Genomic DNA, 13843 nt, shown 5'->3' on the forward strand with positions numbered 1-13843 from the left:
CTGCCGGTATGCCACGCTACGACTTCCGCTGCCGCTCCTGCGGCGCCACCTTCGAGCTCCGCCGTCCGATGGCGCAGGCCGGCGACCCCGCCGTCTGCCCGCAGGGCCACGAGGACACCGTGAAGCTGCTGTCCACCGTCGCCGTCACCGGCGCGGCCGCCGGCCGACCGGCCCCCGCCCCGGGCGGCGGGGGTGGGGGCGGCTGCTGTGGCGGCGGCTGCTGCGGGGGCTGACCAGGGCGCCGACCAAAACGCTGGCCAAAACGCCGACCCAAACGCTGGCCAAAGCGTCAGCCACAGCACTGGCCAGAGCGCGCTGCCCAGGACTGCTAACCCGCCGTAGCCCCCGCCAGGAACCGTCGGACGATCTCCTCCCCCGCCGTCACCCCCACCTCTTCGAGCGCGGTGACGCCGGGGGCCGTCCAGCCGCTGTCCGCCAGTTCGCCGTGCCCCGGCCGCCACCCCGCGTCCGCCGCGAGCAGCAGGTCCGCGTCGAGCAACGAGTCCCCGGCCGCGAGCACGGTGGTCGCGCCGCCGCGCCGTACGACCTCGGCGAGGGCGGCGCTCTTGGTGAGCGGCGCCGGGACGGCGTACACCTTGCGGCCCTGCAGCGAGACCGCCCAGCCGCGCTCGGCGCACCAGCCGGTCAGCTCCTCCAGCCAGCCGGCCGGCAGCGCAGGGCGCTCGACCACCAGGTAGGCGAACAGTTCGTCGGCGACGCGCCGCTTGTGCGTCCACTCCGGGTCGGCGCACAGCGCGAGCCGTCGGACGACCTCCTCCAGCGGGACCGAGCCGGCGGCGATCCGCGCGGTGATCTCGGTGCGCCAGTCCCGGTCCGGCACGCCGTCCACCAGCAGCTGCCCGCCGTTGGCGCAGATCGCGTACTCGGGGACCCAACCCGGGGTCGGGCCGGGCAACTTGACCCGCTCGTACTGCTCCGGCGTCCGGGTGGTGGAGGGGACGAAGCGGGCCTGCCGGGCGAGGTCGGCGAGCAGTCCGGCGGCCCGTTCGGTCATGTAGGACAGCGGCCGGCCCTGGTACACCTCGACGCAGAGCAGCCGCGGCGCGAGCCGGTCGGGAACGTCCAGGGCAAGGGCCCGGTCTGAGTAGATCAGCGTCCGGTCGAGGTCGCTGGCCACCAGAACACCCATCAGGACTTCCCCTCCGTCGCGGACACCACAGACGCCACAGACACGTCAGGCAGCTCTGGCACCTCGGGCACCTCGGGCACCACGGACCGCCCGTCGGCCCCGGTCGCCCCGCGGCTGTAGCGGGGGTGGATCAGACCGACGCAGGTGTACGGCAGGCCGTCCACCTCCTCGACCTCGACGCCGCGCTGGGCGGCGAGCAGCCGGACGTGGTCCAGGTCCGTACCGGCGCCGCGACGGGCGAGGATCCGCCAGGGGACGCGGCGCAGCAGCACCCGGGTGGTCTCGCCGACGCCGGGCTTGACCAGGTTGACGTTGTCGATGCCGTACTCGGTGCTGATCCGCTCGACGGCGGCCCAGCCGGCCCAGTCGGGTGCCCGGTCCGGGTCGGCGGACAGCCGGTCCGCACCTTCGACCGCCGAGGCGCGCACGTCGCCGAAGCAGGAGGCCACGGCGTCCAGGAAGGCCGCCGAGACGTCGCTGCCGGCCAGCCCGGTGTAGTGCTTGGCCCCGTGGAAGTCGTCCGGCCCGATCAGCCCGGCCCGCAGGACGGTGCGCGAAACCAGCCCGGACACCGTGGAGTTGAGGCAGGCGGACGGGATCAGGAAGTCGTCCCGGGTGCCGTACGTGCGCACGCAGCGGCCGGGGTCGGCGAGCACCGCGAGGTCCGGGTCGAAGCGGGTGCCGGCCAGCGCGTCGGCGAGTTCGCGGGTGATCGCGCCCTTGCCGGTCCAGCCGTCCACGAACACCACGTCCTCGGCCCGGTGGTGGGCGGCCAGGTACCGCAGCGCGACGGGGTCGATGCCGCGGCCCCGCACGATCGAGACGGCGTAGTGCGGTACGGACAGGCCGTGGGCGAAGGCCAGCCAGCGGCGGATCAGGATGCCGACGGGTGTGCCGGCCCGGGCCAGCGAGGCGAGGACCAACCCGGGGCCGCGCTCGCGCAGCAGCGTCTCGGCGACGGTGCCGACGGCAAGCGCGATCCGGCGGGCGGAGCCGTGCAGCGCCTGGTGGAACAGCTCCTGGTACTCGGGGCTGGGCTGGTACTCGACCGGCAGCGACTCGGCGTAGTGCGCGCCGCCGTTCTGCACGGCCTCCTCGCGCTCCTCGGTGGGGGCTTCCAGGGCGACCCCGGTGAGGTCCTTCAGCAGCCAGGCCACCTCCTCGGCGCGGTACGAGGAGAACTCCGGCCCGTACAGCGGCGTGGGCAGAGCAGCAGCCGACCCGCCCGACCCCGCCGACCTGCCTGACCTGCCCGACCCCGCCGACCCGCCTGACCCGCCCGCCCCGGCCGGCAACGCCACCGGTCGGTGCGAGGGCAACACCGCGAGCACCACCCGGTCGGTGACCTCCCGCAGCCGGGCCAGCAGTGCCCGCTCGCCCCGGTGCAGCGCCGGGGTGTCGGCGACGTCGTCCACCACCAGCACGATGGCGTCGAAGCGCCGCGCCGGGTCGGTGCCGGGGGCGACGTTGTACGCGTAGCGCTCGCGCGAGGCGGCGTCCTGCGGGTCGTCGTGGGCCGGGAAGGCCAGTCGGGTACGGATGGCGTAGCCGGGGTCGTCCACCGCCAGGACTGGCGAGCGGGTGGTGGTGGAATACCGGACGCGGTCGCCGCCGAGCTGCTCGGACAGGGTGTCGGCCAGGCGCAGCGGCGCGTACATCAGCTCCTCGAAGCCGAGCACCAGCACCCGCTGCGCCTCGGCGGGCAGGGCCTCGGCCAGTTGCCCGGCCAGCCGGGGCAGTACGGCGTCCAGCCGGGCGCGGTCGCGGACGGTGAAGCCGTGCCGGCCACCGTCCGGGAGTCCGGCGGGCCAGTCCAGCTCGACCCGGACCAGCGGCGCGGGGTCGGCCACCGAAAGCACGCCGCCCACCGAAGGCGCATCACCCCCCGGGGCCACCTCACCCCCCGGGGCCACCTCGCCCGCCGTCGCCGCCGCGATCAGCCGTTCGGCCCGCTCCAGGATGTCCTCGGGCAGCTCGACGCCGCCGCTCGCGGTGGCCACCAGGTCGAGCCGGACGCCGAGTTCGGCGGCGGCGTCGGTGAGCCGGTCCCGGTCGGCGGCGGAGCGCAGGTCGACCAGGGCGACCACGACGTAGTGGTCGCGCGGGTGGCGGGCGTGCAGTTCGCGGATGGTGTTGAGCACCGTCCGGCCGGTCGAGAACTCGTCGTCCACCAGCACCAGCGGCCCGTCCCCGGCGAACAGGTCGGGGTCGGCCGGTAGCAGCAGGTGCGAGGTGGCGTGCGAGTGCTCCTCCTCGAAGCCGCCGAGCGGGGGGATCCCGGGCACCGGGCGGCGGGTGGAGTGCAGGTAGGGGGCGTCGAGGCCGTCGGCGACGCTGTGGCCGAGGCCGGTGGCGGTCTCCGCGTAGCCGAGGACGACGGCCCGCGCGGCCGTCTCCTCGCCGAGCAGTTCGCGGACCCGGCGGCCGAGTTCGAGTCCGGCACCGTGGACCACCGAGGGCCGCTGTGGCACGTGCTTGCCGAGCACGTTGGAGACCAGCAGGTGTGCGCGCTTGCGGTTCTCCCGGAGGGCCAGGCCGACGAGTTCGGGGAGGCGCTCGGAGCCGGTCAGCGTGATCCCGGCCCGGTCGGCGACCCAACGGCCGGTCCACGTCTGCGATGTTGCTGTCACTGCTGGTCCTGCCTTCGGTGGTGCGATGGTGCGTTCGTCATTTTCTGGCCCGTCATCCATGGCCCGTCGGCCACGGCTCGTCGGCCACGGCTCGTCGTCCATAGCCCGTCGTCCACGGCTCGTCGTCCCCGGCCCGTCATCCACTGCTCGTCATCCATGGCCCGTCCTGTCCGCCGTACGGAAACTCGTCCTATCCGCCATAAGGAAACGGGAGGCGACGGTTCGCGCTCAGCCACGCGAACAGCCTCAGCCGCACAAGCAGGCCGACAGCAGCTCCGCGAAGCTCACGTCCTCCCGGGCCACCCCGAACACCTCCGCCCGCAGGAGCACCCGCTCCGCCCAGGCGCGGTGCGGCCGGGCCTCGTTCATCTTGTTGGTGTACGCCGAGCGCAGTACCCCGCCGCCGTCCTGCTCCTGGCGGAGGATGTCACGGGCGTCGCAGTACTCCTCGTGTGTGACCACGGAGAGTGCGTGCACGGCGGGCACGTGGCTGGGGTGGATGCAGGTCTTGCCGAGCAGGCCGTTGGCCCGGTCGAGTTCGACCTCCCGGATCAGCCCGTCCAGGTCGTGTTCGATGATCCGGCGGCGGATCTCCTCGCCGGAGGCCCGGACGGTCCCGACGGCGGCGCCGAAGGACGCCTCGGTGAACGGGGTGCGGCGCAGCTGCGGCTTGAACATCCGCTCCTGCACGGGAAAGTACTCCCAGACCGGGCCGGTGACGGTGTGCCCCGTGCCGTCCGCCCGGCCGAGCACGTTGACCACGTCCCCGATCACCGCCGCGACCAGCGCGACGTCGTAGGCGGTCAGGTCGGGCGAGCGTCGCAGGCCGTACGCGGAGCAGAGGTCGGTGACGCCGAGGCGGACGGCGAGTACCCGCTCCCGGTGTCCGGCGAGCAGTTCGGCGATGCCGAAGAGCTGCTCGCGCCGGGTCTCCAGGTGGGCCAGTTCGGGCGATTCCAGGACGGGCATGGCGAAGAGCCGTCGCCCGGTGGCGGCCTCGGCGGCGGCGAGTGCGGCCAGGTAGGCGCCGCCGTTCTCCGGGGTGAATTTGGGCAGCACGAAGCCGCTGAGCAGCTCGACGGCCGGACCGAGCCGCTGGGCCAGGTCGGGAATCTGGGCGGCGGCGCGGACTCTGATGAAGAGCAGTGGGTGACTCTGTGCACAGTCGGTGAAATCCTTGACCAGGTCATTCAACTGCTCGACCAGGTTCCGCTCCCCGGCGTCCACCTCGTGGTCGGCGATTGCGTCCTCGAGGCAGAGCACCATGGACACCACGCCCCGAGCAGCCTGTTTGCGGATGTCGGCGGCGAGTGCGGGCCTGGTGGCCGGGCTGTAGAGGGTGCCGCCGAGCGCGGTGGCGAGCACCTCGGGCTCGCTCTGCGCGGTGAACGCACGGGGCTGCTCCAGGAAGAGCCGGCCGCGTACGTCCTCGGCGAGGTGGCCGAAATGGCGCAAGGTGCTCTCCTCCAGAATGTGGACGGGCCTCGGCCCCTTGCCGACGACGCCCCTGTCGACCGGACGGCGTCGCTGCCGGCCGGCCGAGGCCGCCGTCAACCGGCCGACACCCTGGTCAACCGGCCGACCGGGTGCCATGGTTCCCCGGTCGCGCCACGGGTGGACGTCCCTCCGCCGAACCCCCCGGGGGGCCTACGACCGCCCATCGTACGGACGGGATCCGGCCGCCCCCGGTTCCCCGGCACTGAACTCCCGGAACATCCCGGTCCACTTGGACGATCATGGGTTCGGCGGCGCCAAACCCCGGGAAGCGCAAGTCTTGGCAAAGTCCGACCCGGCGGGGACCGGTCCGGTCACGTTGTCCGAAGGGGTGGCGAACAGGCAGGATGGTCCGCTATGACGCACGTGATGGCCAAGGGCGCCAACATCGCACTGCCGGCGGCGGCGGTCCGCGCCGTGCTGCGCTGGAGCGCCACGCCCGGTGCGCCGGACGTGGACGCGTCCGCGCTGCTGCTCGGCGCCACCGGCAGGGTCCGTTCGGACGCCGACTTCGTCTTCTACAACCAGCCGCGCCACCCCTCCGGCCTGGTCCGCCACCTGCCCAAGCAGCAGACCTCCGGCGGCGCCGAGATCATCGACACGATCGAGGTCGAGCTCGGCAAGCTGCCCGCCGACGTGGACCGCGTGGTGCTGGCCGGCTCCTCCGAGGGCGGGCCCTTCCGCGCGGTGCCGGGCCTGCGGCTGCTGCTGTTCGACGCCACGGCCGGGGAGGGCGCGCCCGCGCTGGCCGAGTTCGGGATCAGCGACGCCGAGAGCGTCACCGCGCTGGTCGCGGGCGAGCTGTACCGGCGGTCCGGGTCGTGGAAGTTCCGGGCGATCGGCCAGGGCTACACCTCGGGGCTGATCGGCCTGGCCACCGACTTCGGCATCACCGTCGAGGACGAGGCGGCGGGCGCCGCACCCGGTCCGGCGCCGACCCCGGCGCCGGTCTCCACCGGCTCGCCCACCGGCGCGGTGGACCCGCGCAGCACCCCGCTGCCGGACCGGCGCTCGGCCGCCCCCGAGCCGGGCACCTTCACCCTGGCCCCGGCCGTCCCCCAGCCGCAGCCGCAGGCCGCCCCGACCCCGGTCGGCGCCACCACGGGCGCACCGACGGGCGCACCGCTCACCGCACCGCCGCCGCCCTCGACCCCACCGACCATGACGCCCCCGCTGGCGGCCCCGCCCACCGCGCCCCCGGCCGTCCCGCCGGCGCCGCCCACCCCGCCACCGGGCCACCAGCCCGGCACCGGCTACGGCTACCCGCCGCCGCAGCCCGGCACGGGGTACGGCTACCCGCAGCCCGGGACCGGTTACGGATACCCGCAGCCCACCCAGCCGTACCAGCAGCAGCCGGCCGCCGGTTACGGCTACCCCCCGCCGAACCAGCCCGTCCCGCCGCAGCCGCACCCGGGCGGCTACGGCTACCCGCCGCCCGGCACCGGCCAGCAGCCGCCCGTCCCGCCCCAGCCTCCGACGGGCCAGCCTCCCGCCGGCCAGTCCCCGGCACCCACCGGCGAGGAGTTCGCGCTGCCCCCGCAGGGCCCGCAGTTCCAGCCCCGCTGACACCCGTCCGGGGCGGGGGCCGCCCGACACCGGCGGCCCCGCCCCGAACGCGCGGCGTCCGTCAGTCGCCGCCCGGCTGGTTCTTGTAGCCGCGCTGCCACTGCATCCCGAACCCGTACAGCCGGTCGATGTCCGACTGGAACCCGTTGACGTACCGCACCTCGCGGCGCACCGTCAGCTGGTTGTCCCCCGCGTTCTCGATCAGCACCACGGCGCAGGAGCGCGCCGCCCGGGCCCGCTCCTCCAGCTTGATCTCGATCCGAGGACCGGTCTGCGGCACGATCGTCACCACCGCCTGCGACTGCTCGAAGGCCGGCGTGCCGTCGTAGATGTAGACGAAGATCAGCAGCCGCTTGAACTTGTCCTTCTTCTCCAGGTTGACGTACATCGTCTCGCCCGACGGCGCCCCGTACTGGTCGTCGCCGCTGAGCTTGACGTAGGGCGCGTTCTGGAGGTCGCCGAAGAGGCCGCCGAGCGGCTGCACCACGCCCGTGGAGCCGTCGGAGAGTTCGTACATGCAGGCCAGGTCGAGGTCGACGTTCATCGGCTCGTTGCCCTGCGGGGAGTCCGGCTCCCGCGGGCTGAGGATCCGCGGGCTGAAGAACCGCTTGACCGTGTCCCGGGTGCTCGAACGGCCGGTGCCGGCGCGCATCGACCAGTGCAGGTTGACGTAGAGGTAGCCGGTGGTGGCGGCGGACCCGGTGATCGCGTGCTGCGGGGCCGACTTGGTGAGTATGACCTTGTGCTGACCGCCCGGGTTGTCGAAGGTGTAGCTCCGGTCCCCGCGCAGGTACTCCCAGATCGAGACCATCCCGTCCTCTCCCCCTGCTCCCGCCAGGCGATCTGACGTTCCGCCGACCAATGATCGGGCATCGGCCCGGCCGACGGATACCCCGTCCACGCCCTCCCCTACCCCGCCAGGCGAACCACGGGCGAACCACAGCCGAACCGACGGGTCGATTGGCCGGAGCAAGCCGCCCTCCCGTAACATGCCGCCCCTTCGGACGCGATATCGTCTAGCCGCACAGGTGTCCCGCCCGCCCCTGCGCGGGCGCGGTGGGGCAGCCGTGCGGTGACGAACGAACCGTCAGGCAGTGCCCGCGCGGCGGAACCTGACCGCCTGTGTCGCACTGTGAACCTGTCCCCTGCGGAAACCCGAGGCCCGACCCGCAATGAACCTGACCTCCATACAGCTGGTCTGGACCGTCGTCGGCGGCGCAGCCCTGCTGTTCGTCTCCGTCCTGATGGCGACGCTGCGTTTCAAGAACACGAAGAAGGACGAGGCCGGCGACTCCTGGGAGCGCAGCGAGGAGCGTCGCCGCCGCAAGGAGATGATCTACGGCATCTCCTCGTACACGCTGCTGTTCTGCTGTGCCGGTGTCGCCGCCGCGCTGTCCTTCCACGGCCTGGTCGGCTTCGGCAAGGAGAACCTGGGCCTGGCCGGCGGCTGGGAGTACCTCGTCCCGTTCGGCCTGGACGGCGCCGCGATGTTCTGCTCGGTGCTCGCCGTCCGCGAGGCCAGCCACGGTGACGCCGCGCTCGGTTCCCGGCTGCTGGTCTGGGTGTTCGCGATCGCCTCGGCCTGGTTCAACTGGGTGCACGCCCCGCGCGGCTTCGGCCACGCCGGCGCCCCGCAGTTCTTCTCCGGCATGTCGATCTCGGCGGCGATCCTGTTCGACCGCGCGCTGAAGCAGACCCGCAAGGCCGCGCTGCGCGAGCAGGGCCTGGTGCCCCGCCCGCTGCCGCAGATCCGCATCGTCCGCTGGCTGCGCGCCCCGCGTGAGACCTACGCGGCCTGGTCGCTGATGCTGCTGGAGAACGTCCGCAGCCTGGACGAGGCGGTCGAGGAGGTGCGCGAGGAGCGCCAGGCGAAGCTGGACGCCAAGGTCCGCGCCCGCACCGCCGACCGCCGCGAGCGCGCCGAGCTGAAGGCCATCTCCCGCCAGGGCGGCGGCATGCTGGCCCGGGCCCGCGGTGGCCGCCAGGTGCCCGCCCTCACGGCTGCCGGAGACGGCCCGAGCGCTACGGAGCCTGCCCTAGCCGCGGAGACTGACGCCACCTCCTCGACCTCGCACACCTCCACCGCTTCGGCGGAGCCCGCCGCCCTGGACAGCGGCCGCCGCCCCCGCGCCGCCGTGGGCTCCTCGTACTCCTCGTACTCGTCCCCCTCGACGTACTCGTCCGCCGCGTCCTCCTCGGGCTACTCGTCGTCCTCGGACTACTCGTCGTCCTCGGCCTATTCGTCCTCCTCGAGCTCCTCGGCCGACTCCTTCGGTTCGTCCCGTCGCGGCTCGTCCATCGACCTGTCGGCCGACGACGACACCCTGTCGATGCCGAAGCTGGACTCGCTGGAGCGCAAGCTGCGCGCGATCGAGCAGCAGCTCGGCTGACCCCACCCCCGCACGACGCGCGACGCACAACTCAAAACGCACAACTCAAAACGCGCACCACACACAACACACGACGCACAACGCGAAACGGCCGCCCCCGGGATTTCCCGGAGGCGGCCGTTTCGCATGTCCTGCCGGCGGCGGCTACGTGTCGGAGCCGACCAGCTCCGGTTCCTCGTCCGCGCCCTGGCGCCGGTTGCGCAGGATCGACGAGCCGAGCGCGAGGCCGATGAAGGCGACGCCGATCAGGCCGGTGACGATCTCCGGGATGTGGTACTTGATGCCGACCAGCAGGATCACGGACAGCGCGCCGATCGCGTAGTGCGCGCCGTGCTCCAGGTAGACGTAGTCGTCCAGGGTGCCCTTGCGGACCAGGAAGACGGTCAGCGAGCGGATGTACATCGCGCCGATGCCGAGGCCCAGGGTGATCTGGAAGATGTCGCTGGAGATGGCGAACGCGCCGACCACGCCGTCGAAGGAGAACGACGCGTCCAGGACCTCCAGGTAGAGGAACAGGAAGAACGCGGCCTTGCCGGCGACCTGGACGACCGACTTGCCGGACTTCTCTGCCTCCTCCTCGCGCTCGGACTCCTCTTCCAGGCCGGACTCGAAGATCGAGGACAGGCCGCCGACGACGAGGTAGGTGACCAGGCCGAGGACACCGGCGAGCAGAACGGTTTCGGCGTGCTCCCCGGCGAAGAAGTTGGAGGCCAGTAGCAGGGCGACCAGGGCGACGACGGTGGAGAAGGCCTCCAGCTTGCCGACCTTCTCCAGCGGGCGCTCGATCCAGGACAGCCAGTTGTAGTCCTTCTCCTCGAACACGAAGTCCAGGAAGATCATGAGCAGGAAGACGCCTCCGAAGGCGGCGATCGCCGGGTTGGCCGCCTCCAGGTACTGGCCGTAGGTCAGGCCGTCGTAGGTCTTGTCGGAGTGCAGCGCGAGGTCGATGACCGTCGCGGGGTTGAGCTTCGCGGTGAGTCCGACGACCAGCAGCGGAAAGACCAGGCGCATGCCGAAGACGGCGATCAGCACGCCGACGGTCAGGAAGATCTTCTGCCAGTACGGGTTCATCCGCTTCAACACCGTGGCATTGACCACCGCGTTGTCGAACGACAGGGAGATCTCCAGGATGGAGAGGATCAGCACGATGCCGAAGCCTTGGGCTCCCCAGAGCAGTCCGGCCGCAGCCAGGCCGATGGCGGTGATCGCGAACGACCAGCCGAATGTGCGGAGGAACACGGGAGTTGGCTACCTTTCGGGTTCTGGCCGTGCCGGGGGCGGCCTCGTCCCCGAGACGCCCTGACCGGGCCGGGCCCGGTCAGGTCACCCCCGCACTGCCCTCAGTTCTCATGATCGGGTCGGGTGCGATGGTCCGATTTCCGCCCCTACTGTACGTTCACGCCGAAGTCGAGTGCGATGCCCCGCAGGCCGGAGGCGTACCCCTGGCCCACCGCGCGGAACTTCCACTCGCCCGCGTAGCGGTACAGCTCGCCGAAGATCATCGCGGTCTCGTTGGACGCGTCCTCGGACAGGTCGTAGCGGGCGATCTCCTGGCCGTCGACCGAGTTGACGACCCGGATGTAGGCGTTGCGGACCTGCCCGAAGTTCTGCAGGCGCGCCTCGGCCTCGTAGATCGAGACCGCGAAGACCACCTTCTCCGCCTGCGCCGGGACGAGGTCCAGGTTGACCAGGACCACCTCGTCGTCACCCGTGTCGTCGCCGCCGGTGAGGTTGTCTCCCTGGTGCTCCACCGAGCCCTCGGGGCTCTTGAGGTTGTTGTAGAAGACGAAGTACTCGTCACCGAGCACGCGTCCGCCACCGCAGAGCAGGGCACTCGCGTCGAGGTCGAACGGGGCGCCCGTGGTCGAACGGGCGGACCAGCCGAGGCCGATCTGGACCTGCGTCAGGTTCGGCGCGGCCTTGGTGAGCGAGACGTTGCCGCCCTTGGCGAGCGTGACCACCATGACGTTGTTCCTCCCTTGTTTCTCCCGGGGCGCCTTCCAGGTGTATCCCCCGCGGCCCCGGCCGACCGGCTTTGGTCGGCTGAACTTCCTGAACTCACATCCTCGCAGCGTGGCGGGCCACCGCGGCACCGGGTCGGACGAACTCCCGGCCGGCCCGCGCCCGCCCGCGCGAACGGCACCCCGAACCGCCCCGCGAACCGCAGCGCGGATGGCCGTACGAGAGACCGCACGGGAAGCCACGCGAACGGCCACGCGAACGGCCGGCACGAAACGGGGCGGCCCGGACCTCCGCGGGTCCGGGCCGCCCCGGGTGACGCGCGCCGCCGGGCGCCGACAAGGACTCAGACGTTGACGCCGAAGTCCTGGGCGATGCCGCGCAGGCCGGAGGCGTACCCCTGACCGATGGCGCGGAACTTCCACTCGACGCCGTTGCGGTACAGCTCGCCGAAGACCATCGCGGTCTCGGTGGAGGCGTCCTCGGAGAGGTCGTAGCGGGCCAGCTCCGTGTTGTCGGCCTGGTTCACCACGCGGATGAAGGCGTTGCGCACCTGGCCGAAGCTCTGGCCGCGGTTCTCGGCGTCGTAGATCGACACCGGGAAGACGATCTTCTCCACGTCCGCCGGGACGCCGGCCAGGTTGACCTTGATCGCCTCGTCGTCGCCCTCGCCCTCACCGGTGCGGTTGTCGCCGGTGTGCTCGACCGAGCCGTCCGCGCTCTTCAGGTTGTTGAAGAACACGAAGTTGCCGTCCGAGGCGACCTTGCCCTGGGCATTGCAGAGCAGTGCGCTGGCGTCCAGGTCGAAGTCCGTCCCGGTGGTGGTCCGGACGTCCCAGCCCAGGCCGACGACCACGGCCGTGAGCCCGGGGGCCTCCTTGGTGAGCGAGACGTTGCCGCCCTTGCTGAGGCTGACTCCCACGTGTCCTCCAAGAATCGGGAGGCACGCCCTGTGGTGCCCCCGGTGGTGCGGTCCGGGGCTCCGGGAGCGCACCTGCTCCCGCACCCCACTCCGCCAACGGCCCGAGCGTAGTACGCGGTTCCCGTCGGCAGCGCGGTTCCGCTCGGACACGACCGTCGGACACGGCCGTCGGGCACCCGGGCGGCGGGGGCGGGGGCTCAGAGCGCGGCGGGGGCGGCTCAGAGCGCGGCGAGGGCCTTCAGGTACTCCTGCTCGTCCCGGGCGTCCGGGAGGCCGTTGACGACGCTCCAGCGCACCGTGCCGGCCTTGTCGATCACGAAGGTGCCGCGCAGGGGGCAGCCGCGCTCCTCGTCGAGGACGCCGTACGCCCGGGTGACCTCGCCGTGCGGCCAGAAGTCGGCGAGCAGCGGGAACTCCAGCCCCTCGCGGTCGGCGAGGACGCGCTGGGAGAACTGCGAGTCGCAGGAGAGGCCGAGCACCTGGACGTCGTCGTTCTGCAGCCCGGCGAGTTCGCGCTGGATCGCGCCCAGCTCGCCGGTGCAGACCCCGGTGAAGGCGAACGGGTAGAAGACCAGCACGACGTTCTTCTCGCCGCGGAAGTCGGCGAGCCGGACCGTCTCCCCGTGCTGGTTGTTGAGCTCGAAGTCCGGAGCCCGGGTGCCGACCTCGATGGCCATGGACGGGACCTTTCTGACGCGCGACCGCGCCGCGCGGCGGGCGCGGCAGGCCACATCCTGCCATTCGTCGACGCACGTTCGGCCGAACGGATGACGCGGGGCCGCCCGGCGCCCGTCTCCTTTCGCCCTGGGCGAACGCGCCACCACCCCTCGGTCGGGTTCCGGAGGATCCTCTTCGGGTCCTCTCCGGGCCCCCGGGCCGCCGCCCCCAGGCCGCCTCCGGACGCCGAAGAGCACGAAAAGGCGCCGGGCCCCGTCGGAGCGTGACTCCGAGGGGGCCCGGCGCGGGGCTTCAGAACCCGTTCAGCGCTTGCCGCCCGGCTTCGCCGTGGACTTGGTCGCGAGCCGGGTGGCCGCCCAGTCCTTGGCGATGTTGATCGAGCTGGTCTGGGAGAGGCCGGCGGTCTTGGCCGCGTCGTTGATCTCGGAGGCCTCGACGTGGCCGTCCCGCCCGGTCTTGGGCGTCATCAGCCAGATGATGCCGCCCTCGGCCAGGTACTCCAGGGCGTCGACGAGGGCATCGGTGAGATCCCCGTCCTCGTCGCGGTGCCAGAGCAGGACGGCGTCGGCGACGTCGTCGTAGTCCTCGTCGACGAGATCCGTCCCGGTGAGCTCCTCAATGCCTTCGCGGAGCTCCTGGTCAGTGTCGTCGTCGTACCCCAGCTCCTGGATGATCTGGCCCTCTTCGAAGCCGAGACGGGTCGCCGGGTTGGACTTGTCCGCGGGGTCCGCGGTCGCGCTCACGGGAATAACCTCCAGTATTCGGCTCGGCATCCATGCCAAGGCTGTGGCCGTAGTCCACACGGGCGCGGCGGTTCGCGCAAGTACCCGACCCCCGATCCCCTCCAAAGGTTGACGCGCCACACCGGAACACGCCGTTCCGACGTGTCGGGAATCACACCGATTTGCCCTTCTCTGCATCGGACAACGATGCTTCGGGTGGTCCCGGCCCACAGGCCGTACGTGTGCCCGAGATGCGAACGGCATTCGGGGTCCGCGCGTGCGCGGGCGTAGAGTCTCCTGTTGGCCCTCACCCCGGCCGCCCGCCATCGGGC

The 13843-nt window shown here is 72.1% G+C and carries 12 protein-coding genes; 3 read left to right on the top strand and 9 right to left on the bottom strand.

Annotation, left to right across the window (positions count from 1 at the left end):
- Positions 1-8: 8 nt before the first annotated feature.
- Positions 9-233 (top strand): zinc ribbon domain-containing protein, encoded by a 225-nt coding sequence (locus ACIBEC_RS08520; RefSeq protein ID WP_360492919.1) that lies wholly within the window; start codon positions 9-11, stop codon positions 231-233.
- Positions 234-328: 95 nt separating this feature from the next.
- Here ACIBEC_RS08520 and ACIBEC_RS08525 read toward each other — a convergent pair whose 3' ends face one another.
- From ACIBEC_RS08525 to ACIBEC_RS08535, 3 genes are all read right to left on the bottom strand, one after another.
- On the bottom strand, positions 329-1150 hold the full coding sequence (locus ACIBEC_RS08525; RefSeq protein WP_360492922.1) for an HAD family hydrolase: 822 nt from the start codon (positions 1148-1150) through the stop codon (positions 329-331).
- Positions 1150-3840, bottom strand: a complete 2691-nt coding sequence (locus tag ACIBEC_RS08530; RefSeq protein WP_360492925.1) for a phosphoribosyltransferase — start codon at positions 3838-3840, stop codon at positions 1150-1152. Before ACIBEC_RS08530 ends, ACIBEC_RS08525 begins: the two co-directional genes overlap by 1 nt.
- A gap of 186 nt (positions 3841-4026) precedes the next feature.
- Positions 4027-5235: an HpcH/HpaI aldolase/citrate lyase family protein gene (locus ACIBEC_RS08535; protein ID WP_360492927.1), complete on the bottom strand. Its 1209-nt coding sequence runs from the start codon at positions 5233-5235 to the stop codon at positions 4027-4029.
- Positions 5236-5631: 396 nt separating this feature from the next.
- On the opposite strand from ACIBEC_RS08535, the gene ACIBEC_RS08540 reads away from it, so the two are divergent.
- Positions 5632-6840, top strand: coding sequence for a TerD family protein (locus ACIBEC_RS08540; protein WP_360492930.1), 1209 nt, complete (start codon positions 5632-5634; stop codon positions 6838-6840).
- A 61-nt stretch (positions 6841-6901) separates the two neighbouring features.
- On the opposite strand, the gene ACIBEC_RS08545 is transcribed toward ACIBEC_RS08540, so the two are convergent.
- Positions 6902-7651 (bottom strand): Tellurium resistance, encoded by a 750-nt coding sequence (locus tag ACIBEC_RS08545; RefSeq protein ID WP_360492932.1) that lies wholly within the window; start codon positions 7649-7651, stop codon positions 6902-6904.
- 361 nt (positions 7652-8012) lie between these two features.
- Here ACIBEC_RS08545 and ACIBEC_RS08550 point away from each other — a divergent pair, with 361 nt between their 5' ends.
- A complete protein-coding gene (locus tag ACIBEC_RS08550; protein WP_360492934.1) occupies positions 8013-9230 on the top strand; it encodes a DUF2637 domain-containing protein in 1218 nt (405 codons plus the stop codon).
- A gap of 144 nt (positions 9231-9374) precedes the next feature.
- Here ACIBEC_RS08550 and ACIBEC_RS08555 read toward each other — a convergent pair whose 3' ends face one another.
- The 5 genes from ACIBEC_RS08555 to ACIBEC_RS08575 form a co-directional block, all read right to left on the bottom strand.
- Positions 9375-10469, bottom strand: a complete 1095-nt coding sequence (locus ACIBEC_RS08555) for a DUF475 domain-containing protein (protein ID WP_360492937.1) — start codon at positions 10467-10469, stop codon at positions 9375-9377.
- A gap of 146 nt (positions 10470-10615) precedes the next feature.
- On the bottom strand, positions 10616-11194 hold the full coding sequence (locus tag ACIBEC_RS08560; RefSeq protein WP_360492940.1) for a TerD family protein: 579 nt from the start codon (positions 11192-11194) through the stop codon (positions 10616-10618).
- Positions 11195-11535: 341 nt separating this feature from the next.
- Positions 11536-12111 (bottom strand): TerD family protein, encoded by a 576-nt coding sequence (locus ACIBEC_RS08565; protein ID WP_360492943.1) that lies wholly within the window; start codon positions 12109-12111, stop codon positions 11536-11538.
- A 218-nt stretch (positions 12112-12329) separates the two neighbouring features.
- Entirely contained in the window at positions 12330-12788 is a 459-nt protein-coding gene (locus ACIBEC_RS08570; RefSeq protein WP_360492946.1) for a peroxiredoxin, read from the bottom strand.
- Positions 12789-13091: 303 nt separating this feature from the next.
- Entirely contained in the window at positions 13092-13532 is a 441-nt protein-coding gene (locus tag ACIBEC_RS08575) for a DUF3052 domain-containing protein (RefSeq protein WP_360492949.1), read from the bottom strand.
- Positions 13533-13843: the final 311 nt, after the last annotated feature.

The sequence above is a fragment of the Kitasatospora sp. NPDC051164 genome (assembly GCF_044455625.1).
In the GTDB taxonomy this organism is placed as follows: Bacteria; Actinomycetota; Actinomycetes; order Streptomycetales; family Streptomycetaceae; genus Kitasatospora.